This window comes from Corallococcus sp. 4LFB (assembly GCF_046520365.1).
GTDB classification, from domain to species: Bacteria; Myxococcota; Myxococcia; order Myxococcales; family Myxococcaceae; genus Corallococcus; species Corallococcus caeni.
On the sequence record NZ_JBKGHJ010000077.1, the window covers coordinates 1 to 22,506 of the forward strand.

Sequence of the window (22,506 nt, forward strand, 5' to 3'; positions counted from 1 at the left end):
CGGGGCTTGCGCGTGCGGCGACTTCACCTGCGCGGTGGCCGCGGAGGCGGCTTGATCCGTGCCCTCCTCCGCCTGGAGCGCACCGGCGGCCTCGCTGACGCGGGCGTCCTCGGCGCGGCTGGCCAGCTCCAGGAGGGTGCGCGTCTTCTGGCGCTTCTCCTCGAAGAGCTCGCCCATGACGGCGGTCATCTGGTCTTCGTCGAACAGCTCGGCGCCCAGCGTGGCCTCGATTGCGCGCGCCATCTCCCGGCAGGTGCCGAAGCGCTGGGCCGCGTCGCGCGACAGCGACTTGAGCACCACCGCTTCCAGGGCCTCCGGCACGGCCGGGTTGAGCGAGCGCGGCGCGGCGATCTCCCCGTCCACGATCTGCATCATCACGGCCGCCTCGCCCGGCGCGTTGAACAGGCGCTGTCCGGCCAGCAGCTCGTGGAACATCACGCCCGTGGAGAACTGGTCGCTGCGGCCATCCAGGTCCTTGTTGCGCACCTGCTCCGGGGACATGTAGCCGCTGGTCCCCTTCACGGTGCCCACCTGCGTGCGGCCCAGCTTGCCGCGCGCCTTGGCGATGCCGAAGTCGATCACCTTCACGACGCCGTCGTAGGTGAGCATCACGTTCTTCGGCGACACGTCGCGGTGCACCACCGCCACGGGGCGGCCCGACGGGTCCATGAAGTGGTGGGCGTAGTGCAGGCCCAGGCACGTGTCGCGGATGACGCGCGCGCTGAAGCCCAGCGGCAGCGCGTACTTGCGCCGCTCCGCCATTTTCACCACCTGCTCCAGGTTCTGGCCGGGCAGGAACTCCATGGCGAGGTACAGCTCGCCGTCCTCCTCGCCCAGGTCGAACACCTGTCCGATGTTCGCGTGCGAGAAGGCCGCGGTGATGCGCGCCTCGTCGAGGAACATCTTGACGAACTGGTCGTCCTTCTTGATGTCGGGGAGGATCTGCTTCACCGCCACGAACTTGCGGAAGCCACCGGGGCCGGAGGTGAACGCGAGGAACAGCTCCGCCATCCCTCCCATCGAGAGGCGGGTGAGGATCTCGTACTTTCCGATGCGCCGCCCCCGGTCGGGATCTTCTCCGGCGCCAGCCTGCATGCTCATGGCGGGGCGGATGTTACCCGCCGAACCCTCCCAGGTCGATGATCGTCTTTCCAGACGGCCCGCCCCCCGGCGCCAGGAGCCCCGGGAAAGCGGCTTAGGCGCCGAACCGCTGTCGCCGCACGTCGAGCATCCAGCCCTCGAGCGCGGCCACGGCCGCCGGGGGTGGCTCCAGGGGCAACACGGAGGCCGCGTCCGCCGCCTCCAGCACCGCGAAGGCGCGCGTCACCTCCTGCTGCCACTGTTCGCTGAGCGCGTCGGTCAACTCGATGCGCTCGCCGCCCCGCTTGCGCTCCACCAGCGCGTGGGCCTCGCCAAAGCCATACGGCTCCAGCAGCGCGGTGACGTCCGTCTCCACCTCGCCCGTGCGCAGCGCATGCGTTCCGGTGAGCGTGGTGCGCAGCACGTACAGCAGCTTCTTCACGGAGCGGAAGCCGCTCTTCTCCCACTCGCGGAGCTGCCCCTGCGCGAAGCCGCGGTAGTGCCGGTGGATGCGCCGCGACAGCACGGCGCGGACCCGCGGTCGCAGCGTCTCCACCTCCGGCAGGGCCCGCACGGTGATGGCGCCCAGCACCCGCTCGATGTAGTTGCCGTTGCCCTGGAGGATGCCCAGCAGCACGGGCTGCAGCTCGTTGGACGAGTAGTCCACCTCCACGCCCTCCAGCACCTCCAGCCGCTCCGCCGGCACGTGCCGGGGCTGGAGACCGAGGAGCGCGGCGGTGGGCGCGATGTGGATGGCCTTCAGGTCCAGGTCGCTGTCCTGCGACGGGAAGCCGTACGCATGCGCGCCGGACAGCGAGATGACCAGGTGCTCGCGGCGGAGCGACTCGGCGTCCAGCACGCGGTCCGCCATCCGCTCCTGATGTTCCGTCACCCTGCCCTTCATTCCGTCCCTCCTTCCAGTGCCGGGGCTTCCGGCGCATCGCGGCCCAGCGGGCCGGGCGTCTTCAAGACCCAGCGCCGAGCCACTTCATCCCCCACCCGCCGCAGCAGCCGGTCCGCGCGGGCGTAGTCCGGATGCTCCGGCAGCCGGCTCTCGCGGTGCGCGGCCTCCAGCTCCGGCGCCATCGCCTCGGCGTCGCGCAGCACGTCCTCCAGTGGCACCTGCCCGCCCTTGATGTCGAGCAGCCGCGCCTTCAACGCCCCCGTCGCCTCGAAGCCAGGCACGCCGTCGCGCAGCCACCCGGTCGCCAGCGCCACCAGCCGCAGCAGGTTGTAGGCGTTCTTCGGCCGCAGCTCCCGGGCGGACGGAGGACGCTGGCCACCGCCGCGCGCGTACGCCGTGAGCGCCGCGAAGTCGTTCGCCGCGAGCAGCCCCTGGTCCCAGAGCGAGCGGTAGAGCTGCTTGACGTACGTCTTCGCCGCGAGCACCCCGTCCTCGGGCGTGGGCGCGGCGCGGGGCGACACGGCGGCCAGCCGCCGGGCCACCTCATCCAGGTCCGGCGTGGGCTCCTCGCACAGCCACGCGAGGAGCAGGTCGCGGTGCTCGGCCAGCCGCTGGCTGCGGGTGAGCTTGTCGAGCTGGCTCATGGCGTAGCGTCCGAAGCTGCCGAAGATGGCCTTGGAGACGAACGCCTCGCGCGCCTCCAGCACCCACGCGCCCAGCTCATCCACCGCCGTCGCGCCCGGGACGAAGAGGGTCTCCAGCGTGTTCGGATCCGCGCGCAGCGCCTGCTCCACCGTCTTGCGGACCTCCCAGTACGTGGTGCTGCCATCCGCGCTCACCAGGTCCTGCGGCGGCTGCCCCAGGCCCAGCGTCCACGGCAGGGGCAGCGCGAAGACACCGCGCACATCCACGTCGGAGCGCTCGTCCGCGAGCCCCCAGGCGTGGCTGCCCACGCGCGTCTCCAGCACCACGCACGGCCGCAGCGCACCCCAGGCCGCCTCGCGCCGCTGGGCGAACTGCTCCTGTCCCGCGCGCCGGGGGACCAGCTCGTCGCGCGCGAACCACACCTCGCCCACGCCGACGATCTGCACGTCGAAGCCGCCGTCATGCGCGCGCACCACGCGGCCGACCACGCCCTGAGGAATCCGGCGCCCCGCGGACGCCACGCGCTCCACGCGCGTCGTGACCTCCGTGCCGTGCGGCAGGGGCACGGACAGCCGGTCGATCTGCTCCAATCCCCGGACCCGCGCCGGGGTGGAGGAAGCGGTCTCTCGGGTGTCACTCATCGGTCCCTCCTGCGTGGGATGGCGGGCCACGCTGGACGCAGCGAAGCACGCGAGCCTGACCCGGTACGGCGCTTCCCGTCAGCGCGCGATGCGTCGCACGGCGTCAGCCATGGAAGGCCGCGTGGGCAGCAGCCCCTCCACCTCGGACGCCAGGGGGAGCGCCGAGACCGCGCCCAGCTTCGTCACCACCCGTGCCCCCACGCTCGCGGCGAACGTCATCAGCGCGATCAGGTCCTCGCGCGTCGCGCCCTCCAGCGAGCGCGCGTCGCCGTACCACCGCACCAGCCCGGTCAACATCGCGGACACGAAGCCGTCCCCGGCGCCCGTCGTGTCCACCACCGTCACCTGGGGAGCGGGAACGGAGAGGACCTCCCCCTGCCAGAGGCACACCGCGCCGCGCGGCCCCAGCGTCACCACGGGCAGTGTCACGCCCCGAGCGGCCAGGACGTGCAAGGCCGCCTCGGGCGAGTGCTCGCCGGTCGCGAAGTGGATCTCCTCCTCGGACAGCTTCGCCACCGTGCACAGCGGCAGCATGCGGCCCAGGAGGTCGCGCAGCTCCTCGGGCCGTTCCCACACGTGCAGCCGCAGGTTCGGATCACAGCTCACCAGCATCCCGGCCTCACGCGCCAGGGCGAGCATGCGCACCATCGCCTCGCGCGCCTCCGGAAGGAGCAGGGAGTTGGAGCCACAGTGCAGCGCCTTCGCACGCCGCACGAACTCGCCGTCCACGTCCGAGTCATCCAGCAGGAACTCCGCCGAACGCGTCCGGAAGTACGTGAAGCTGCGCTCGCCGTGCGCATCCAGCGAGACGAACAGCAGGCCCGTGCGGGCGTGGTCCACCTGGCGCAGGCGGCTGACGTCCACGCCGTCCGCCGCCAGCCGGTCGCGCAGGAAGTGGCCGAACTCGTCGGAGCCCACCACGCCCACCATCGCCGGGCGCAGGCCCAGCCGCGCGAGCCCCACGGAGACGTTGGCCGGCGAGCCGCCCGGCGAAGGCTTCCAGGCCTCCACGTCCCGCACGCGCGTGGCGCCGCCCGACACGGGAAGGAAGTCCACCAGCGTCTCGCCGACACACACCACGTCCAGCGGTCCGGCCTCGTGCATGACACTTCCCCCAGGGGACCGCGCGCTGCCCGTCGTCAGTCCAGGCCCACCTGCGCCATGAAGTCCACGCTCTTGAGCTTGCGGCCCAGGTGGTGCGCGATGAAGACGTTGAGCAGGCCCCGCGCCCGCGCGCGAAGGTCCGGAGGCAGCGGCGTGCGCGCGCCTTCCTGGAGCGAACGCAGGCCGGACAGCAGCGCCACCGGCACCGCCACGGAATCACGCGCGCGTCCGCCACACGGCTCGCACACCGCGCCCCCGTGGCCTTGATCGAACCGGGGCCGCTCACCGGGCAGACCGCCGCACAGCGAGCAGGAGTCGAAGCGCGGCATCAAGCCCGCCTGCGCCAGCGCCGCCAGCTCGAACGCGAGCAACGACGTGGGCCCGGCCTCCTTCGCGTCCAGCCGGTGCAGGTAGCCCTCCACCAGCTCGAACAACTCCGGGTGCGGCTCGTGGTCGCGCGTGAGCTCGCGGCACAGCTCCACCGCGTACAGCGCCCGGGCAATGAGCGACAGGTCCTCGCGCGCGGCGTAGAAGCCCGCCACGATGTCAGCCGAGTCCAGCCGCACCGTGCTGCCGCGCGTCTCCACGAGCTGCACGCGCAGCCGCATGAAAGGCTCCAGCGCCCCCGCGAACCGGCGCTTGCTCTTGCGCGCTCCCGCGGCGAACGCGGTCAGCTTGCCGTGCTCGCGCGTCAGCAACGTCACCAGCCGGTCGGACTCACCATAGTCGACCGTGGACAGCACGAACGCGTCGTCGGCGTACCGCTCCATGATCCCTCTTCAACGCGCCGTGGAGGGCGGAAGCTTCCCGGACAGCACCAGGAACAGGGCCGCGCCCAGGAGCAGGACCGCCAGCAGCACGGCCAGGATGATGTACGCCCGCTTGCGCCGCTCCTTCTCGAGCTGCACCGGCGAAGGCGCGGGCACCGCCCGGTCCACCTCCTCGTAGCGCAGCGCCGCTTCCTCCGGCGACAGGCCGATGACCTGCGCGTACGCGCGGATGTAGTTCAGCACGAACACGCGCTCGGGCAGCCGCTCCACCTGCCCCGCCTCCAGCGCCGCGACGAGGCTGGGGGGAATCTTCGTCTCCCGGGAGACGTCCTCGCGAGACAGGCCGCGAAGCTCGCGCTGCTGGCTGAGGTATTTGCCGAAGTCGACGTGGTCCACGGTCTTTCGGGGCCCCGCGCCTAGAGGTGGTCCAGCAGTGAGCGGCAGTCGTCCTTGAGCACCTGCTCGTTGGGCTGGGCCTTGGACTCGCAGCCCGCGAACGCCGCCTTCGCCTCGTCCACCCGCCCGAGCTTCGCCTGGCACACGCCTTCGCGGTGGTAGGCCTCCGCCACGTCCGGGCACTTCTCACGGTAGTGCGCGAACTGCCGGCACGCCTCCTCCGTCTTGCCCGTCTCGTCGTAGATGATGCCCAGGTTCTTGTAGCCCAGGCAGAACTCCGGGTTGGTGGTGATGGCCGCCTTGATGTTCTGCAGCGCGTTCACCGTGTCGCCCTTCTTGTAGAGCGCCCAGCCCATGTTGTTCTGCGCGGAGAAGCCGTAGCGGTACTGCATGTCGTTGAGCGACTCCTCGTACAGCTTGATGGCGTCGTCGTAGCGGCCCTGGTCCAGGCGCAGGTTGCCCAGGTTGGTGCGCGCGTCGGAGAAGGACGGCCGCAGCTTCAGCGCCTGCTCGTAGTGGGACGAAGCCTCGTCGAGCCGCCGGAAGGACAGGTGCAGCAGGAGCCCCACCGCGTTGTGGGCCTCCGGATTGTCCGGGTTCTGCTCCAGCGCCTTCTGGTACTCCGCGAGCGCGTCCTGCACGTGGCCGTGCTGCTGGGCCTGGATGCCCAGGTCGTAGTGGATCTCCGAGCTCCGGCGCTCCTTCTCCGTGGGGACGTGCGCGCAGCCCGCCGACGCGAGCGCGAACGCGAGGAAGCAGGAGGAAGTGATGCGGGACATGGGTGCCAATCCGGGGTGGAGGGTCAGAACGCGGCCAGGAAGCGGCCCAGGGTGGTGGCGACGTTGCGCTTCTCTTCGGCGCGGGCCTTCACGGCGGGCACGAGCGTGGGCTCCCGGAAGAACACCGGCAGCGTCTTGAGCCACTCGTCCTGCTGCGCCGGCGCCGCGGCGCGCCAGTTCGCGTTGTCCATCATGAAGCCCAGCGACTCCACGAACGCGAGCGCGTCGTCCTCGTCCTCGCGCAGCTCGTCCGCGGACTGGATGCGCCGGCCGGACACGTACACCGCGCAGTCCCCCGCTTCCACGAGGTACAGGTACACGAAGACGCCCGCGCCCTGCCCGCCGCGCAGCCCCACCACGAAGGCCTGCGCGGGCCCGGCCTGCTTGCCGGGAATCGCCACGTGCGGCGCGTTGAGGGACAGGTGCAGCGCGAGCACCTGGTCGCGATTCGCGGGGAGGCCCCGGTAGCGCTCGTCGATGGTGAACACCGTCGTCTCCCTTCCCGCGCACCCTAGCGGGTGGTGAGGGTGAACTCCTCGGTCGCGTCCTGCGCGTCCGCAGCCGTCTTCTGGAAGCGGATGAGGGGCGTGTCAATCATCACGTTCCCCCCGCCCTCGTTGCCCTCGCCGATGATCACCTTGAAGACGTTCGCGGCCGAAGTACTGCGGCGGTTGCCCGTCGCCTGCTTGCGGGCAATCAGCGTCACCGCGTTCGCGCCGGGACGCAACTGGCGGGTGATGTCCACCACCACCTGGTCCTCGTTGTTGCGCAAACGACGCAGCCAGCGCGAGTTCACGTACACGTCGATGTCGAAGTCCGTCATGCCCGGCGTCGTCTGCTCCGTCACCAGCCAGTAGCGCTGGGTGATGCGCCCCGGCACGGACGGGGGCGCGGCGGGAGCAGCCGGCGCGGGAGCCTGCGCGACGACGCCCGCGTCCGGGGGGGTGGCGGCAGGCGGCGTGGCGGTGGAAGGCGTCGCGGGCGTGGGCGTCACGGTCGTCACGCGGGCGGCGTACCCTGGCGCGTCGATGTGGACGTTCCCCTCCGCGTCGATGCGGACGGTGGCCTTCTCGAAGCGCGTGTTCGTCACACCGTCGATCTTCACGCCGTTCAGGAAGACCGAACCGGCGAGGGCCAGCATGGGAACGAGCGAGGCCGCGACGGTGATGGCAATGCGGGCGGACGGGCGGGGCATGGGGGGCATTCCTCCTGGGAATCCTCAACAGTCCCGGGAGCTTGCAACGACTTAGCGCACCCGGGGGAGTGGAACAAGGCGGGGACGTCTCCTCTTGGAGCGCTCCGCCGCCCCGAACATTCACCCGGGGGCCCGTCTTGCAGTCGGACCGCGGGGGCCCTTCAGGGCGCCGCGGTCGGCGTCTCGTCGGGCGGCGGCGGAGGCAGCTCGCGCTGCGCCAGCGCCCAGTCTCCGCCCAGGCCGTGGCCTTCGCGGAAGCGGCGGAAGTCGCGCCGCACGGCCCGGGGATAGCGGCGGAACTTCTCCAGCTCCCCGGCCTTCATGGCGTCCCGGATGCGCGTGGGGCCCGCGTTGTAGGCCATCAGCGCCAGGTCCAGGTCGCCGCCGAAGCGGCCCTGCAACGAGCGCAGGTAGCGGATGCCCAGGCGCACGCAGACGGCCGGGTCGGCCACCACTTCCTCGCGCGACAGCTTCAGGCCCTCCTTCTCCGCCAGGAAGTGCAGCGTGCTGGGCTTGATCTGCATCAGGCCCCGGGCGCCCTTCTCGGAGACGGACTCCTCCTCGAAGTCGGACTCCACGTCGATGAGGGCCAGCACCAGCAGCGGGTCATACCCCGTGCGGCGCGACTCCTCGTCGATGGCCTGCCCCAGTCGCCGGCGCAGCGTGAGCCCCAGGTCCGGGGCGCGCTTGGCCAGCACGGCGTCGATGAGCGCCGCATCCTCGGAGATGACCTCCTGCGCCACCAGCTCGGGGACCATGGACTGGGGGGCGGGCTCCTCCAGGAGGGGCACCACCCGCGCGGACACCACGAGCGCCACGCCCGCGAGCAACGGGAGCCGGGAGCACCCGCTGCTCAGGGCATGCAGCCCCGCGAAGAACCGCGTTCCCAGCGACCTGCCGCCCGAGGCGGCGGGGCCACTCACTTACGGTGCTCCAGGGCCTGGATGCGTTCGTTCAGACGCTCCAGGCGGGCACCGAAGGCCTGCAACTCCTCGCGGCGCGGCAGCTTCAGGAGGGTCAGGGCCGTGCGGACCCGCTCCTCCACGTTGTGCTCCAGGTCCTTGCGGTGCCCCGTCAGCCGCTCCGCGAACTCGCGGGCCTGACGCTTCACCTCGTCCTGGCTCCAGCCCGCGACGGACGCCACGCGCTGCACGGCGCGGGAAGCCTCCTCCTCCGCCGTGTTCACGGCCAGGAGCGCCTGGCTCCAGATCCGCTCGAATGCCTCCGCCACGGAGGGCTTCTCTCGGGGGGCCTCGGTGTTGTCGTCCATGAAGTCGCTCCGGGAGTGCCCCGAGCCCTTCCTACGGAAGGAGCCCAGGGCATTCAAAGGGGTCTGCGACCTAAGCACACCCCGTGGGTGATGAAAACGCTGCTCAGGCGCGCGGAGAAGACGCCGCGCCGCCCGAATTCTTGGTCGAAGGGTGGGCGCGCCGGGTGGGCTTCAGGAGCACATCCAGCTTCTTCGACAGGCGGCCCAGCTCCTGGGTGATCTGCTGGACCTGGGACTGGCTGGCAACTCCCACCGCCTCCACGACCTTCGCCTGGAGCCCATCCAGCCGCTTGCGCAGCTCCACACCCGCCTCGTCCACCTTCTTCGTGAGCTCCTGAACGCGAGGGTCGGCGCGCAGCTCACCGGCCTGCACCTTCGTCCACAGGGCCTGGACCTCCTTCGCCGCCACCTGGCTTCGCGTCTCCAGCGCACGGAAGGCCTTGTTCGCCTCCCCTTCCAGCCCCTGGAACCGCTTCTGCGCCTCGGAGAACCGCCCCTTCAGGTAGGCCTCCACGTTCTGCGTCACGCCCGTCTTCTCCGCTGCCTTCGCACTCGTCGTCGCCATGTCGTGCTCCCCCCCGGCTGCTACCGGGTCCATAACGTGATGCGTCAACATAACGCACCGCGACATGGTGTCAAGGCAACAAGTGCGAACTGTGCGAAACAAGAAAGCCGCCGCCCCGGCATGACACCAGGACGGCGGCTGACTCACGAAGCGTCAGGGACGCTTCGGGGAATGACTAGGCAACGTCGGTGGACCGGGTGTCCGGCCGCGACGGCGGAGGGGCCAGCGGGCCGGTGTCGCCGTGGGTGGCGGCCAGGGCGGCCTCCATCTCGTTGACCTCGTCCGTGGGGCTCTCCACCTCGATGTCGAGGTGCTTGTAGTTCGGCAGGCCCGTGCCGGCGGGGATGAGCCGGCCCATGATGACGTTCTCCTTGAGGCCGCGCAGGTAGTCCACCTTGCCGTTGATGGCGGCCTCGGTGAGCACCTTCGTGGTCTCCTGGAACGACGCCGAGGAGATGAACGACTCGGTGGAGAGCGACGCCTTGGTGATGCCGAGCAGCAGGGGCTCGCCCACGGCCGGGCGCTTCCCTTCGGCCATGACCTTCTCGTTCTCCTCCTCGAACACCCACTTCTCGACCTGCTCGTCGACCAGGAAGTTGGTGTCGCCCACGTCGGTGACGCGCACCCGGCGCAGCATCTGCCGGACGATCGTCTCGATGTGCTTGTCGTTGATCTTCACGCCCTGCAGTCGGTAGACCTCCTGCACTTCGTCCACCAGGTAGCGCGCGAGTTCCTTCTCGCCCAGCACCTTGAGGATGTCGTGCGGGTTGGCCGCGCCGTCCATCATCGCCTCGCCGGCCTTCACGCGGTCGCCGGAGTGGACGTTGATGCTCTTGCCCTTGGAGATCAGGTACTCCTTGGCCAGGTCCGCGCGCTGCTCGCCGCTCACCTCGGGGGTGATGATGAGCTTGCGCTTGCCCTTGGTGTCCTTGCCGAAGGACACCACGCCGTCGATCTCCGCGATCGCCGCCGCGTCCTTGGGCTTGCGCGCCTCGAAGAGCTCGGCCACGCGGGGCAGACCGCCCGTGATGTCCTTGGTCTTCGTGGTCTCGCGCGGCACCTTGGCGATGACCTCGCCCGCGGAGATCTCATCCTGGTCGTTGACCGTGATGATCGCGCCCTGGGGCAGGAAGTAGCTCGCCTGGTTGCGGGAGGACGGCAGGTCCTTCACGTTGCCGGCCGCGTCGCGGATGGTGACGCGCGGACGCGCCTCCGGGTCCTTGGACTCGATGACCGTCTTGCGCGACAGGCCCGTCACCTCGTCGAGCGTCTCGGACATCGTCACGCCTTCGATGATGTCCTCGTAGCGCACGACACCGCCCACTTCCGTGAGCAGGGGAATCGCGAACGGGTCCCACTCGGCCAGGAGCACGCCCGGCTCCAGCTTCTGGTTCTCCTTCACCAGGATGCGGGCGCCGTAGATGATCTGGTAGCGCTCGCGCTCGCGGCCGGACTCGTCGACGACGACGATCTCGCCGTTGCGGTTCATGGCCACCAGCGTGCCGTCCGCCTTCTGCACCGTGTTCAGGCCCGCGAACTTCACGGAACCCGCGTAGCGGTTCTCCAGGCTGGACTGCTCCGCGCGACGGGTCGCCGCGCCACCGATGTGGAAGGTGCGCATCGTGAGCTGCGTACCCGGCTCACCGATGGACTGCGCCGCGATGACGCCCACGGCCTCGCCCACGGACACCTTGCGGCCACGCGCCAGGTCACGGCCGTAGCACTCCACGCAGATGCCGCGCTTGGCCTGGCAGGTGAGCACCGAGCGGATCTTCACCTTGTCCAGGCCGCTGTTCTCGATGCGGCGGACGCGGTCCTCGTCGATCTCCTCGTTGGCGCGCACCAGCACCTCGCCCGTCACCGGGTCGAGGATGTCGTCCAGGGCCACGCGGCCCAGGATGCGCTCACCCAGCGGCTCGATGATCTCGCCGCCTTCAACCAGGGCGCCGATGAACAGACCGTCCATGGTGCCGCAGTCGTACTCGTTGATGATGGCGTCCTGCGCCACGTCCACGAGACGGCGGGTGAGGTAACCGGAGTTGGCCGTCTTGAGCGCCGTGTCCGCCAGACCCTTGCGGGCGCCGTGCGTGGAGATGAAGTACTGGAGCACGGAGAGGCCTTCACGGAAGTTGGCCGTGATGGGCGTCTCGATGATTTCGCCGGAGGGCTTCGCCATCAGGCCGCGCATACCCGCCAGCTGGCGGATCTGCTGGGCGCTGCCGCGGGCGCCGGAGTCGGCCATGATGTAGATGGGGTTGAAGGACGGCTGCTTGCGCGTCACGCGCTTGCCGTCCACGTCCCCGGAAGCCTCGTCCTGGGAGATCTGCTGCATCATCTCCTGGGCGACCTTCTCGGTGATCTCCGCCCAGATATCGATGACCTTGTTGTAGCGCTCACCGTCGGTGATGAGGCCTTCCAGGTACTGGTTCTCGATCTCCGCCACTTCCTTGCGCGCGTAGTCCAGGAACTCCTGCTTCTTCGCAGGGATGATCATGTCCTTGAGCGCGATGGAGATACCGGCGCGGGTCGCGTGGAAGTAGCCCGCGCTGCGGATGCGGTCGGCCAGCAGCACCGTCTCCTTCTCGCCCGTGAGGCGGTAGCAGAGGTCGATGAGGTTACCGAGCGACTTCTTGTCGAGCACCTTGTTGATGGCGTCGAAGCCCACGCGGCGCGGCACGACTTCCCACAGCAGCACGCGGCCGACCGTGGTCTCCTTGCGCTTGCCGTCGATGCGGCACACCACCTTGGCCTGCAGGTGGACCTCACCGTGGTCGTACGCGGCGCGCACCTCGTCCGGCGACGCGAACACGCGGCCTTCGCCGTTGGCGAACTCGCGAGCGCGCGTCATGTAGTAGATGCCGAGCACCATGTCCTGCGTCGGGACGATGATGGGCTTGCCGTTCGCCGGGCTGAGGATGTTGTTCGTCGACATCATCAGCACGCGCGCTTCCATCTGGGCTTCGATGGACAGCGGCACGTGCACGGCCATCTGGTCGCCGTCGAAGTCCGCGTTGAACGCGGCGCACACCAGCGGGTGCAGCTGGATGGCCTTGCCCTCGATGAGGACCGGCTCGAAGGCCTGCATGCCCAGGCGGTGCAGCGTGGGGGCGCGGTTGAGGAGCACCGGGTGCTCGCGGATCACGTCCTCGAGGATGTCCCAGACCTCCGGACGCTCCTTCTCCACCATCTTCTTCGCGGACTTGATGGTGGTGACGTAGCCCTTCTCTTCAAGCTTGTTGTAGATGAACGGCTTGAAGAGCTCGAGCGCCATGATCTTCGGCAGGCCGCACTGGTGCAGGCGCAGCTCGGGGCCCACGACGATGACGGAGCGGCCCGAGTAGTCCACGCGCTTGCCGAGCAGGTTCTGACGGAACCGGCCCTGCTTGCCCTTGAGCATGTCGGACAGCGACTTCAGCGGCCGCTTGTTCGGGCCGGTGATGGTCTTGCCGCGGCGGCCGTTGTCGAACAGCGCGTCCACGGCCTCCTGGAGCATCCGCTTCTCGTTGCGGATGATGATGTCCGGCGCGTTCAGTTCCTGCAGCCGCTTGAGGCGGTTGTTGCGGTTGATGACGCGGCGGTACAGGTCGTTGAGGTCGGAGGTCGCGAAGCGGCCGCCGTCCAGGGGCACCAGGGGGCGCAGGTCGGGCGGGATGACCGGGATGACGTCCAGCATCATCCACTCCGGCTTGTTGCCGGAGACGCGGAACGCCTCGGCCACCTTCAGGCGCTTGGCGTACTTCTTCCGCTTCGCCTCGCTGGTGGTCTCGCGCATGTCCTTGCGCAGTTCCTCGGACAGCTTCTCCACGTCCAGGGACTTGAGCATCTCGCGGACGGCCTCGCCGCCCATGCCCGCGGTGAACGAGTCCTCGCCGTGCTCCTGGAAGAGCCGGTGCATCTTCTCCTCGGAGACGAGCTCGCCACGCTGCAGCGGCGTCGCCTTCGGGTCGATGACCATGTAGCTCTCGCAGTACAGCACCTTCTCCATCTCCTTGAGGGTGATGTCGAGCAGGTTGCCGATGCGGCTGGGCAGCGACTTGAGGAACCAGATGTGGGCCACGGGCGTGGCCAGCGTGATGTGGCCCAGGCGCTCACGGCGCACCTTGGACTGGATGACCTCCACGCCGCACTTCTCGCACACGACGCCACGGTGCTTCATGCGCTTGTACTTGCCGCAGTTGCACTCGTAGTCCTTCACCGGCCCGAAGATGCGGGCGCAGAAGAGGCCGTCCCGCTCCGGCTTGAAGGTGCGGTAGTTGATCGTCTCCGGCTTCTTCACCTCGCCGTGCGACCACTGGCGGATCTTGTCGGGCGACGCCAGCGCGATGCGGATGGCGTTGAACGACAGCGGGTCCTTCGGCTTCTCGAAGAAGTTGAAAATGTCCTTCACGTTGCCTCCGAAAACTTATGAGCGCTCAGGGCGCCAAACGTTTCGGGCCCCCGCCCTGCGCCCGGCCAGCCGCTCCCTCCACGAGGAAGCAGCCAGCCGGTCAGGCGGGCGCACCGGCTTCTTTGAAAAGGCCTAGGCCTCGGACCCCGACTTCCGGTCCTCGCCGTCGCCGCCACCCAGGAAGTCACCGCCGAAGCTGCGCTGCCGCTCCGGGGGCGCGCTCTCCAGCAGCTCCACGTCCAGGGCCAGCGACTGGAGCTCCTTGAGCAGCACGTTGAACGACTCGGGCAGGCCGCTCTCCAGGACGTTGTCGCCCTTGACGATCGCCTCGTACATGCGCGTGCGGCCCACCACGTCGTCCGACTTGACCGTGAGGAACTCCTGCAGCGTGTACGCCGCGCCGTAGGCCTCCATCGCCCACACTTCCATCTCGCCCAGACGCTGGCCGCCGAACTGGGCCTTGCCGCCCAGGGGCTGCTGCGTGACGAGCGAGTAGGGCCCGATGGAACGGGCGTGGATCTTCTCGTCCACCAGGTGGTGCAGCTTGAGCATGTACATCACGCCCACGGTGACGTTCTGGTCGAACGGCTCACCGGTGCGGCCATCGAAGAGCACCATCTGGCCCGAGCGCGGCAGCCGGCCCTCGTCGAAGAGGGCGTGCAGCTCCGTCTCGCGGGCGCCGTCGAACACCGGCGTCGCCACGTGGATGCCCTTCTTCAGGCGGCGGCAGAGGTCCTGGACTTCCTGGTCGGACAGGCCGTCCACGAAGTCGCCGAAGGCCTTGTCGTCGTAGACGGTCTTCAGCTGCTTCTTGAGCTGCTCGCCGCTGAAGTTCTCGTCGATGTAGCGCTGCAGCTGCTCGCCCACGCCCTTCGCGGCCCAGCCCAGGTGGACCTCGAGGATCTGCCCGATGTTCATGCGGCTGGGAACGCCGAGCGGGTTGAGGACGATGTCCACCGGACGGCCATCCTCCAGGTACGGCATGTCCTCCTCGGGGAGGACGCGGGACACGACGCCCTTGTTGCCGTGGCGGCCGGCCATCTTGTCGCCCACCGCCAGCTTGCGCTTGATGGCGACGTACACCTTCACCATCTTGATGACGCCCGGGGGAAGCTCGTCGCCCTTCTTGATGCGGGCGATCTTCTCGCCGAAGGCCAGCTTCACGGCCTCCTTCGTGTCCTCCAGGCTGCGCAGGATGTCGCGCAGGCGCGCGTCCAGCGGGTCGCCCACGGAGATCTCGCCCCAGTACTTGTACGGCACCGTGGCCAGCAGCTCGTCGTTGAGGATGTCCCCCTTCTTCAGGAGGATCTTCCCCTTGTCGTCCACGAGCTTGCCCTGGACCTCCTTGCCGCGGACCAGCCCACGGAGGCGGCTGTACGCGGAGTCCTGGAGGACCTTGATCTCGTCGTTCTGGTCCTTGAGGAGCTTCGCCTCCTCCATGGACTCGATCTGCTTGGCGCGCTCGTCCTTCTCCACGCCCTTGCGGCTGAACACCTTGGCGTTGATGACGGTGCCCACGACGCCCGGCGGCACGCGCAGGGAGCTGTCGCGCACGTCGCCGGCCTTCTCACCGAAGATGGCGCGCAGCAGCTTCTCTTCGGGGGAGAGCTGGGTCTCGCCCTTCGGAGTGATCTTGCCCACCAGCACGTCGCCGGGCTTCACCTCGGCGCCGATGCGGATGATGCCGCTCTCGTCCAGGTCCTTGAGGGCTTCCTCACCCACGTTCGGGATGTCGCGGGTGATCTCCTCCTTGCCCAGCTTGGTGTCGCGCGCGATGCACTCGAACTCCTCGATGTGGATGGACGTGAAGACGTCCTCCTTGAGGATGCGCTCGCTGAGCAGGATGGAGTCTTCGAAGTTGTAGCCCTGCCACGGCATGAACGCGACGACGATGTTCTGCCCCAGCGCCAGCTCACCGGTCTCGGTGGCCGGACCGTCCGCGATCACGTCGCCCTTCTTCACCCGGTCACCCTTGCGGATGATGGGCTTCTGGTTGAGGCACGTGTTCTGGTTGGAGCGCTGGTACTTGAGCAGGTTGTAGATGTCCACCTCGCTGGACACGTCGCTCAGGGCCGCGTTGGAGTCCGCCTTCACCACGATGCGGCTGGCGTCCACCGACTCCACGATGCCGTCACGGCGCGCCACGCAGGTGACGCCCGAGTCGCGGGCGACGATGGCCTCGATGCCCGTGCCCACGAGCGGCGCCGCCGTGCGCAGCAGCGGCACGGCCTGGCGCTGCATGTTGGAGCCCATGAGCGCGCGGTTCGCGTCGTCGTTCTCCAGGAACGGGATGAGGGAGGCGGCCACCGACACCAGCTGGTTCGGGGACACGTCCATCAGGTCCACGTCCTCGGCCTTGACCTGGACGAACTCGCCGCTGCGGCGGCTCTGCACCAGCGCGTTGACGAACTTGCCCTTCTTGTCCGTCTCCGCGTTCGCCTGGGCGATGGTGTGCTTCTCCTCCTCGAGCGCCGAGTAGAAGGCCACGTCCCCCGTCACGCTGCCAGCGTCCACCTTGCGGTACGGCGTCTCCACGAAGCCGAACTCGTTGACGCGCGCGTAGGTCGACAGCGACGCGATGAGGCCGATGTTCGGGCCTTCCGGCGTCTCGATGGGGCAGATGCGGCCGTAGTGCGTCGGGTGCACGTCGCGGACTTCGAAGCCCGCGCGCTCACGCGTGAGGCCACCAGGCCCGAGCGCGGACAGGCGGCGCTTGTGCGTGACTTCCGAGAGCGGGTTCGTCTGGTCCATGAACTGCGACAGCTGGCTGGAGCCGAAGAACTCCTTGATCACCGCCGTCACCGGCTTGGCGTTGATCAGGTCGTGCGGCATGAGCGTCTCGATCTCCTGGAGGCTCATGCGCTCCTTGATCGCGCGCTCCATGCGGACGAGGCCGATGCGGTACTGGTTCTCCAGCAGCTCGCCCACCGCGCGGACGCGGCGGTTGCCCAGGTGGTCGATGTCGTCGATCGTCCCCTTGCCGTTCTTCAGGTCGATCAGGTAGCGGATGACCTCCAGGATGTCGCGCTTGGTGAGGATCTGACCGTCCAGGGGCTCCTCAAGGCTGAACTTGAAGTTCAGCTTGAGGCGGCCGACCTTGGACAGGTCGTAGCGCTCCGGGTTGAAGAACAGGTTGCTGAACAGGTTCGTCGCCGTCTCCGGCGTCGGGGGATCACCCGGGCGCAGGCGCCGGTAGATCTCCATGATGGCCTGCTCAGGGGACTCGATCTTGTCCAGCATCAACGTCTCACGCAGGTACGGACCCACGTTGAGGTTGTCGATGAAGAGGACCTTGAACTCCTTGATGTCGCGCTTGAGGAGCTCGTCCACCTTCTCCTGGGAGACTTCCTCGTTGCACTCGAGGATGACCTCACCGGTGTTCTCGTCCACCACGTCGTAGGCGGACACCTTGGTGAAGAGCTCGTCCGCGTCGATGGGCAGCTTGGTCATCTTCGCCGCTTCGAGCTTCTTGATGGCGGCGCGCGTGAACTTGCGGTTCTTCTTGACGATCAGCTCACCGGACTTGGTCTTGATGTCGCGCGTGGCGCGCTGACCCGGCAGGAGCTCCAGCTCGACGGACTTCTCGAAGTCCGCGGCGCTCTGCAGGTAGATGGTCTCGGTGGCGTAGTAGTAGTTGAGGATCTCCTCGGTGGAGCCCTTGAAGTCGAGCGGGTTCTTCTTCGCCGTGTCACCAACGGCGCCCAGGGCGCGGATGAGCACGGTGGCCGGCAGCTTGCGGCGCCGGTCGATGCGCACGTACAGCAGGTCCTTGTGGTCGAACTCGAAGTCGATCCACGAGCCGCGGTACGGGATGATGCGGGCGTTGTAGAGCAGCTTGCCCGACGAGTGGCTCTTGCCCTTGTCGTGGTCGAAGAACGCACCCGGGCTGCGGTGCAGCTGGCTCACCACGACGCGCTCGGTGCCGTTGATGATGAACGTACCGTTCTGGGTCATCAGCGGGATTTCGCCGAAGTAGACCTCCTGCTCCTTCACGTCGCGGATGGACTGGGCGCCGGTCTCCTCGTCCTTGTCCCAGACGACCAGGCGCACGACGACCTTGATGGGCGCCGAGTAGGTCATTCCACGCTGGTGGCACTCATCGACGTCGTACTTCGGCTTCTCCAGGTGATAGCTCACAAACTCCAGCGAGGAGGTCTCGTTGAAGTCCCGGATCGGGAAGACGGACTTGAAGACACCCTGAAGGCCAAGGTCCTCACGCTTCTCCGGGGCGATGTCGGCCTGGAGGAACTTCTCGTAGGACTGCTTCTGGATGTTGATGAGATTGGGAATGTCGATGATCTTCGCGATTTTCGCGAAGGTCTTCCGCACGCGGAAATTGTTCTGGATCTGCGTCGGCATTCGGTCTCCGGGGACGGCTGCTCGGGCGGGGCAAACTTCAGTAACGCGCGGCGGCGCCGGGAAATTTGGCAAATGTCAAATGGGCAAAGCCGGCGCCCCAGCAAAGGGAGCGCCGGCCTGCTCATCCGATCAGCAGGCTGCCCGGGATTTCCCGGAAGAACAGGGCAGCCCCTGTACAGAACTACTTGATCTCGACGGTGGCGCCAGCCGCGACGAGCTGGTCCTTGATCTTCTTGGCGTCGTCCTTGTTGACGCCTTCCTTGACCGTCTTGGGCGCGCCCTCGACCAGGTCCTTGGCCTCCTTCAGGCCCAGGCCGGTGATGGCGCGGATCTCCTTGATGACGTTGATCTTGTTGGCGCCGGCGTTCGCCAGCACCACGTTGAACTCCGTCTTCTCCTCGACAGGAGCAGCGGCGGCGGCGGGGCCCGCGGCGGCAACGGCCACGGCGGCGGCGGAAACGCCCCACTTCGCCTCAAGCTGCTTCACGAGCTCGGCCGCTTCCATGACGGTGAGCGAGGAGAGCTGGTCGACAATCGAATTCAGGTCAGCCATTGAACTGTGTCCTTCTGCGGTTGACTAACGGTGGGCGACCCATCTGGGCTGCCGCACCGAAGAGGTTGCGGTAGAAAAACTTCTCGGGATGATTACTGTCCCTGCGACTTGTCCGCGTTGGCCTGCAGCACCCGCGCGAGCTGCGACCCGGGGGCCGCGATGGTCCGAACCAGCTTGCCTGCCGGCTGGTTGAGCATGCCGAGCAACTGCCCGCGCAGCTCGTTGAGGCCCGGCAACTTCGCCAGCGCCTTCACGCCGTTGACGTCAATCTTCTTGCCGTCCACCACGGCGCTACGGACCTTGATGGTCTCCATGTCCTTGATGAAATCCATCAGGATCTTCGCAGGAGCCACCACGTCGTCGTAGCTGATGCACAGGGCCACGGGACCGGTGAAGTCATCCGAAATCACGGAGACGGACGTACCCTCAGCGGCACGGCGCGCCAGCGTGTTCTTGATGACCTTGTACTCGACCTTGCCCTCGCGGAACTTGCGACGCAGCTTGGTGACGGTCTCCACGTCCACCTTGGAGAACTCGGCGACAACCGCCGTCTTCGTCCGGGCGAACTTCTCGTGGAGTTCCTTGATCATCTCTTCCTTCTCGCTCTTCAGCACCTTGACTCACCTCCTTCATGGCCCGACCTGACGGTCGGGCGTGATGCCTGGGCCAAAGTGGCAGAGCGAGAGGGGGGCCTCCGAGAGGCACCACACCGCACCTCCAGTCTCGGCAGGGCTGACCTTGCGGTCGTTTGAACCAGGAGTGGATGGACGGCCCGACCGGTTGCCCGGTTCCCAACGGACGCGTCTTCTCCCTTCCAGGTCCCTGCTGTCATGAACCAGGTCGGAACGCCGCGTCTCTCGACATGGCGCTCCAATTGCAAAAGCCGGGGGCCTATACCCCCGGCTTTCGCAAAGATCCAGCACTTTCTATCGGACGGATGTTCTACGGACGACGGGACTGACGCTCCCCGTCAGGGAGCGCACCCTTCCCTGCCCGTCCTGACACCCGGGACTAGCGGTGACGCGCCAGGATTTCCGTGGTGTCGAGCTTGATGCCCGGCCCCATGGTCGTCGAGATGGCGATGCCCCTCAGGTACACGCCCTTGGCGGTGGCCGGCTTGAGCTTCATCACCAGGTCCACCAGCGCGTTGAAGTTCGCCTCGAGCTTGTCCGCGGCGAAGGAGGCCTTGCCCATCTTCGCGTGGACGATGCCCGCCTTCTCCGCGCGGAAGTCCACCTTACCGCCCTTGGAGTCGCGGATGGCCTTGGCGACGTCCATGGTCACCGTGCCGACCTTCGGGTTCGGCATGAGGCCACGGGGACCGAGCACCTTACCGAGGCGGCCGACGATACCCATCATGTCCGGCGTCGCGATGACGGTGTCGAAGTCGAGGAAGCCCTCCTCGATGCGCTTCTGGAGGTCCTCCGCGCCCACGATGTCCGCGCCAGCGTTGGCGGCCTCGGTGGCGCGCTCACCCTTGGCGAACACGGCCACGCGCACGGTGGCGCCGGTGCCGTGCGGGAGCACCACGGCGCCACGGACCATCTGGTCCGCGTGCTTCGGGTCCACGCCCAGGTTGATGGCGACGTCGACCGTCTGGTCGTACTTCGTCGCGCGGGTCTCCACCGTCTTCTTCAGCAGCGCGAAGCCCTCGGCGACAGGGTAGCGCTTGTTGCGGTCCACCAGCTCGTTGGACGCGCGGAACTTCTTTCCATTGGTAGCCATGGCAGGAATCCTTGAAAGATGGGGCGGGCTAGCCGACGACGTCGATGCCCATGGAGCGCGCGGTGCCGGCAATGGTGTTCATGCAGGCTTCGATGGACGCGGCGGTGGTGTCCTGGATCTTCTTGTTGGCGATCTCCTCGAGCTGCTTGCGGGTGATCGTCCCCACCTTCTCCTTGCCCGGCTTCTTCGCGCCCGAACCCTTCTTCTTCTCCGTGTGGAGACCCGCGGCCTTCTTGATGAGGATCGCGGCGGGAGGGGTCTTCAGGATGAAGGTGAAGGAGCGGTCCTGATACACGGTGATGATCACCGGGATGATCAGTCCCTCCTTGGCCTCCGCCTGCGTCTTGGCGTTGAACTGCTTGCAGAACTCCATGATGTTCACGCCCTGCTGACCGAGCGCGGGGCCAATCGGCGGGGCGGGGTTCGCCTTGCCGGCGGGGATCTGCAACTTGACCTGACCTGTGACCTTCTTCATCGGCGGACTGCTGCCTTTCGAGAGGGTGGTTCCAACGGGTCGCCAGACGGGACGACCCTCCCACCCGTTGATCCGCGCCCGGGTGACGGACGCGGAAGACTGGGAAAACTAGCCGGTGGTCTTCTCCACCTGCATGAAGTCGAGCTCCACGGGGGTCGCACGGCCGAAGATGCTCACGAGCACGCGCACGCGGCCCTTCTCCGGGTTGACCTCTTCCACGGTGCCGTTGAAGTTCGCGAACGGACCGTCGATGACGCGCACCGTGTCGCTGGTCTCGAACTGGACCTTGGGCTTGGCCTTGTGGGCGCCCTCGGTGACCTGCGCGGTGAGGCGCTCGACCTCGCGGTCCGACATGGGCCGGGGCTGCTCGTTCTGGCCGACGCCCGGGAACCCCGTCACCTTGGAGGTGTTCTTCACCAGGTGGACGGTGATGTCGTTGAGTTCCATCTGGACGAAGATGTAGCCGGGGAAGAGCTTGCGGCGGGTGGTCTTCTTCTCGCCGTTCACCATCTCCACGACCTGCTCCATGGGGATGAGGATCTCACCAATCAGATCCTGGTCCTGCAGGCCCTTGAGGCGGACCTGCTCTTCCAGGTTCTTCTTCGCCTGGTTCTCGTAGTTCGAGTAGGTCTGGACCGTGAACCATTTCTTCGCCATTACAGCTTCCCCCACAGGGCAGGCAGCCACTCCACCATCAAGTTGTAGGCGACGGTGTCGATGCAGAAGAGCAGAACGGCCGCCACCAGCGAGGCGACGACCACGGCCATGGTCGATGCGCGGGTCTCCGACCAGGTAGGCCAGGTGACCTTCATGAGTTCGGACGCCACGTCGATGGAGAGGGCGTGCGTGCGAGGGTGGAAGTAGGCCGCCAGCACCAGGGCCAGGGCTGCCACGTAGCCCACCAGCGTCGACACGCGCCAGCCGAGCCCTTCGAAGAGCTCCACGTCGTTCCAACCGAACCGGCCCCAGAGCAACCCGAAGACGTGCTCCAGGAAGAGGGCCAGGACGATGCCGGTGACGAGATAGAAGATGACCACGAGCCGCTTGGGGTCGATGCCCGAGCGGTTAGCCTGCTGGCTGGCCTCAGATGCCGTCGCCATGGTGCCTCACGAGGGACTGCGGAAGCGGGACTGCGAAAAGGCAGGGACCCCCGGCACCGCTCGGTACCGGGGGTCCCTGTACTGAAGCTGGCAGGCCAGGAGGGATTCGAACCCCCAACACGCGGATTTGGAGACCGCTGCTCTACCGTTGGAGCTACTGGCCTAAACCTTCATGGAACGGACGACCTAGACCTTGCCTTCCTTGTGGTCCGTGTGCTTGCGGCACCGAGGGCAGAACTTGCTCAGCTCGAGCTTGTCCTGGCTCTTCCGCTTGTTCTTCGTGGTCGTGTAGTTCCGCTCTTTGCACGTGGTGCACTCGAGCGAGATGATGGAACGGTTACCCTTAGGCATGGTTCATTTCACCAGATGCTAGAGGGGAAGGCTACAAAAGCAGCCCTCCCCTCCGCAACTCAGTGCCCGTGAAAGCCGGTCGGCGGGAAGCCGACTAGGCGATGATCTCCGCAACGACGCCGGCGCCCACCGTACGGCCACCCTCGCGGACGGCGAACCGGAGCTCCTTCTCCATCGCGACCGGGGTGATGAGCTCCACCTCGATGG

General features: G+C 67.6%; 22 protein-coding genes and 1 tRNA gene. All 23 read right to left on the bottom strand.

What is annotated here, in order from left to right:
• The coding region (locus tag ACLEQD_RS11260) for a serine/threonine protein kinase (RefSeq protein ID WP_410383514.1) at window positions 1–1,101 on the bottom strand (1,101 nt) is incomplete at its 3' end.
• 94 nt (window positions 1,102–1,195) lie between these two features.
• Window positions 1,196–1,984 (bottom strand): DNA polymerase beta superfamily protein, encoded by a 789-nt coding sequence (locus ACLEQD_RS11265; protein ID WP_410383515.1) that lies wholly within the window; start codon window positions 1,982–1,984, stop codon window positions 1,196–1,198.
• A complete protein-coding gene (locus ACLEQD_RS11270; RefSeq protein ID WP_410383516.1) occupies window positions 1,981–3,270 on the bottom strand; it encodes a DNA polymerase beta superfamily protein in 1,290 nt (429 codons plus the stop codon). The genes ACLEQD_RS11265 and ACLEQD_RS11270 overlap by 4 nt, the downstream gene beginning before the upstream one ends.
• 78 nt (window positions 3,271–3,348) lie before the next feature.
• Window positions 3,349–4,374 carry a carbohydrate kinase family protein gene (locus ACLEQD_RS11275; protein ID WP_410383517.1) on the bottom strand — a complete coding sequence of 342 codons (1,026 nt, stop codon included), beginning with the start codon at window positions 4,372–4,374 and terminating at the stop codon, window positions 3,349–3,351.
• Between the two features lie 35 nt (window positions 4,375–4,409).
• Window positions 4,410–5,144: a DNA repair protein RecO gene (recO, locus tag ACLEQD_RS11280; RefSeq protein ID WP_207057448.1), complete on the bottom strand. Its 735-nt coding sequence runs from the start codon at window positions 5,142–5,144 to the stop codon at window positions 4,410–4,412.
• Between the two features lie 9 nt (window positions 5,145–5,153).
• A complete protein-coding gene (locus ACLEQD_RS11285; protein ID WP_410383518.1) occupies window positions 5,154–5,540 on the bottom strand; it encodes a helix-turn-helix domain-containing protein in 387 nt (128 codons plus the stop codon).
• Between the two features lie 20 nt (window positions 5,541–5,560).
• Window positions 5,561–6,319, bottom strand: coding sequence for a social motility TPR repeat lipoprotein Tgl (gene tgl, locus ACLEQD_RS11290; protein ID WP_338281739.1), 759 nt, complete (start codon window positions 6,317–6,319; stop codon window positions 5,561–5,563).
• Window positions 6,320–6,342: 23 nt separating this feature from the next.
• Window positions 6,343–6,807, bottom strand: coding sequence for a social motility and stimulation tgl protein (locus ACLEQD_RS11295; protein ID WP_171413696.1), 465 nt, complete (start codon window positions 6,805–6,807; stop codon window positions 6,343–6,345).
• Window positions 6,808–6,830: 23 nt separating this feature from the next.
• Window positions 6,831–7,514: a hypothetical protein gene (locus ACLEQD_RS11300; RefSeq protein WP_410383519.1), complete on the bottom strand. Its 684-nt coding sequence runs from the start codon at window positions 7,512–7,514 to the stop codon at window positions 6,831–6,833.
• Window positions 7,515–7,675: 161 nt separating this feature from the next.
• Window positions 7,676–8,437 carry a lytic transglycosylase domain-containing protein gene (locus ACLEQD_RS11305; RefSeq protein WP_410383520.1) on the bottom strand — a complete coding sequence of 254 codons (762 nt, stop codon included), beginning with the start codon at window positions 8,435–8,437 and terminating at the stop codon, window positions 7,676–7,678.
• Window positions 8,434–8,784: a phasin family protein gene (locus tag ACLEQD_RS11310; RefSeq protein WP_410383521.1), complete on the bottom strand. Its 351-nt coding sequence runs from the start codon at window positions 8,782–8,784 to the stop codon at window positions 8,434–8,436. The genes ACLEQD_RS11305 and ACLEQD_RS11310 overlap by 4 nt, the downstream gene beginning before the upstream one ends.
• 103 nt (window positions 8,785–8,887) lie before the next feature.
• Window positions 8,888–9,349: a hypothetical protein gene (locus tag ACLEQD_RS11315; protein WP_410383522.1), complete on the bottom strand. Its 462-nt coding sequence runs from the start codon at window positions 9,347–9,349 to the stop codon at window positions 8,888–8,890.
• A gap of 175 nt (window positions 9,350–9,524) precedes the next feature.
• Window positions 9,525–13,736 (bottom strand): DNA-directed RNA polymerase subunit beta', encoded by a 4,212-nt coding sequence (gene rpoC / locus ACLEQD_RS11320; protein WP_410383523.1) that lies wholly within the window; start codon window positions 13,734–13,736, stop codon window positions 9,525–9,527.
• A 132-nt stretch (window positions 13,737–13,868) separates the two neighbouring features.
• The gene (rpoB, locus tag ACLEQD_RS11325) at window positions 13,869–18,095 is read right to left on the bottom strand and encodes a DNA-directed RNA polymerase subunit beta (RefSeq protein ID WP_410383524.1); all 4,227 of its coding nucleotides are present in this window, start codon (window positions 18,093–18,095) and stop codon (window positions 13,869–13,871) included.
• Window positions 18,096–18,276: 181 nt separating this feature from the next.
• The gene (gene rplL, locus ACLEQD_RS11330; RefSeq protein WP_171413690.1) at window positions 18,277–18,648 is read right to left on the bottom strand and encodes a 50S ribosomal protein L7/L12; all 372 of its coding nucleotides are present in this window, start codon (window positions 18,646–18,648) and stop codon (window positions 18,277–18,279) included.
• A 92-nt stretch (window positions 18,649–18,740) separates the two neighbouring features.
• Entirely contained in the window at window positions 18,741–19,262 is a 522-nt protein-coding gene (gene rplJ / locus ACLEQD_RS11335; protein WP_410383525.1) for a 50S ribosomal protein L10, read from the bottom strand.
• A 397-nt stretch (window positions 19,263–19,659) separates the two neighbouring features.
• The gene (gene rplA, locus ACLEQD_RS11340) at window positions 19,660–20,373 is read right to left on the bottom strand and encodes a 50S ribosomal protein L1 (protein WP_410383526.1); all 714 of its coding nucleotides are present in this window, start codon (window positions 20,371–20,373) and stop codon (window positions 19,660–19,662) included.
• Between the two features lie 28 nt (window positions 20,374–20,401).
• Window positions 20,402–20,848, bottom strand: a complete 447-nt coding sequence (rplK, locus tag ACLEQD_RS11345; protein ID WP_120605023.1) for a 50S ribosomal protein L11 — start codon at window positions 20,846–20,848, stop codon at window positions 20,402–20,404.
• Window positions 20,849–20,956: 108 nt separating this feature from the next.
• On the bottom strand, window positions 20,957–21,505 hold the full coding sequence (gene nusG / locus ACLEQD_RS11350) for a transcription termination/antitermination protein NusG (protein ID WP_120526763.1): 549 nt from the start codon (window positions 21,503–21,505) through the stop codon (window positions 20,957–20,959).
• Window positions 21,505–21,948 (bottom strand): preprotein translocase subunit SecE, encoded by a 444-nt coding sequence (secE, locus tag ACLEQD_RS11355; RefSeq protein WP_410383527.1) that lies wholly within the window; start codon window positions 21,946–21,948, stop codon window positions 21,505–21,507. The genes nusG and secE overlap by 1 nt, the downstream gene beginning before the upstream one ends.
• 88 nt (window positions 21,949–22,036) lie before the next feature.
• A tRNA-Trp gene (locus tag ACLEQD_RS11360) sits at window positions 22,037–22,112 on the bottom strand.
• A gap of 22 nt (window positions 22,113–22,134) precedes the next feature.
• The gene (rpmG, locus tag ACLEQD_RS11365) at window positions 22,135–22,299 is read right to left on the bottom strand and encodes a 50S ribosomal protein L33 (protein ID WP_002617522.1); all 165 of its coding nucleotides are present in this window, start codon (window positions 22,297–22,299) and stop codon (window positions 22,135–22,137) included.
• A 94-nt stretch (window positions 22,300–22,393) separates the two neighbouring features.
• On the bottom strand, window positions 22,394–22,506 hold a 113-nt coding region (locus ACLEQD_RS11370), incomplete at its 5' end, for a hypothetical protein (protein ID WP_410383528.1).

What these genes read in the sequence shown, in the direction of transcription:
- rpoB (WP_410383524.1), bottom strand. Translation starts at nt 18,095, where the DNA reads ATGCCGACGCAGATCCAGAACAATTTCCGCGTGCGGAAGACCTTCGCG.
- tgl (WP_338281739.1), bottom strand. Translation starts at nt 6,319, where the DNA reads ATGTCCCGCATCACTTCCTCCTGCTTCCTCGCGTTCGCGCTCGCGTCG.
- ACLEQD_RS11310 (WP_410383521.1), bottom strand. Translation starts at nt 8,784, where the DNA reads ATGGACGACAACACCGAGGCCCCCCGAGAGAAGCCCTCCGTGGCGGAG.
- ACLEQD_RS11300 (WP_410383519.1), bottom strand. Translation starts at nt 7,514, where the DNA reads ATGCCCCGCCCGTCCGCCCGCATTGCCATCACCGTCGCGGCCTCGCTC.
- nusG (WP_120526763.1), bottom strand. Translation starts at nt 21,505, where the DNA reads ATGGCGAAGAAATGGTTCACGGTCCAGACCTACTCGAACTACGAGAAC.
- ACLEQD_RS11270 (WP_410383516.1), bottom strand. Translation starts at nt 3,270, where the DNA reads ATGAGTGACACCCGAGAGACCGCTTCCTCCACCCCGGCGCGGGTCCGG.
- rplK (WP_120605023.1), bottom strand. Translation starts at nt 20,848, where the DNA reads ATGAAGAAGGTCACAGGTCAGGTCAAGTTGCAGATCCCCGCCGGCAAG.
- ACLEQD_RS11265 (WP_410383515.1), bottom strand. Translation starts at nt 1,984, where the DNA reads ATGAAGGGCAGGGTGACGGAACATCAGGAGCGGATGGCGGACCGCGTG.
- rpmG (WP_002617522.1), bottom strand. Translation starts at nt 22,299, where the DNA reads ATGCCTAAGGGTAACCGTTCCATCATCTCGCTCGAGTGCACCACGTGC.
- rplL (WP_171413690.1), bottom strand. Translation starts at nt 18,648, where the DNA reads ATGGCTGACCTGAATTCGATTGTCGACCAGCTCTCCTCGCTCACCGTC.
- secE (WP_410383527.1), bottom strand. Translation starts at nt 21,948, where the DNA reads ATGGCGACGGCATCTGAGGCCAGCCAGCAGGCTAACCGCTCGGGCATC.
- ACLEQD_RS11275 (WP_410383517.1), bottom strand. Translation starts at nt 4,374, where the DNA reads ATGCACGAGGCCGGACCGCTGGACGTGGTGTGTGTCGGCGAGACGCTG.
- recO (WP_207057448.1), bottom strand. Translation starts at nt 5,144, where the DNA reads ATGGAGCGGTACGCCGACGACGCGTTCGTGCTGTCCACGGTCGACTAT.
- ACLEQD_RS11315 (WP_410383522.1), bottom strand. Translation starts at nt 9,349, where the DNA reads ATGGCGACGACGAGTGCGAAGGCAGCGGAGAAGACGGGCGTGACGCAG.
- rplA (WP_410383526.1), bottom strand. Translation starts at nt 20,373, where the DNA reads ATGGCTACCAATGGAAAGAAGTTCCGCGCGTCCAACGAGCTGGTGGAC.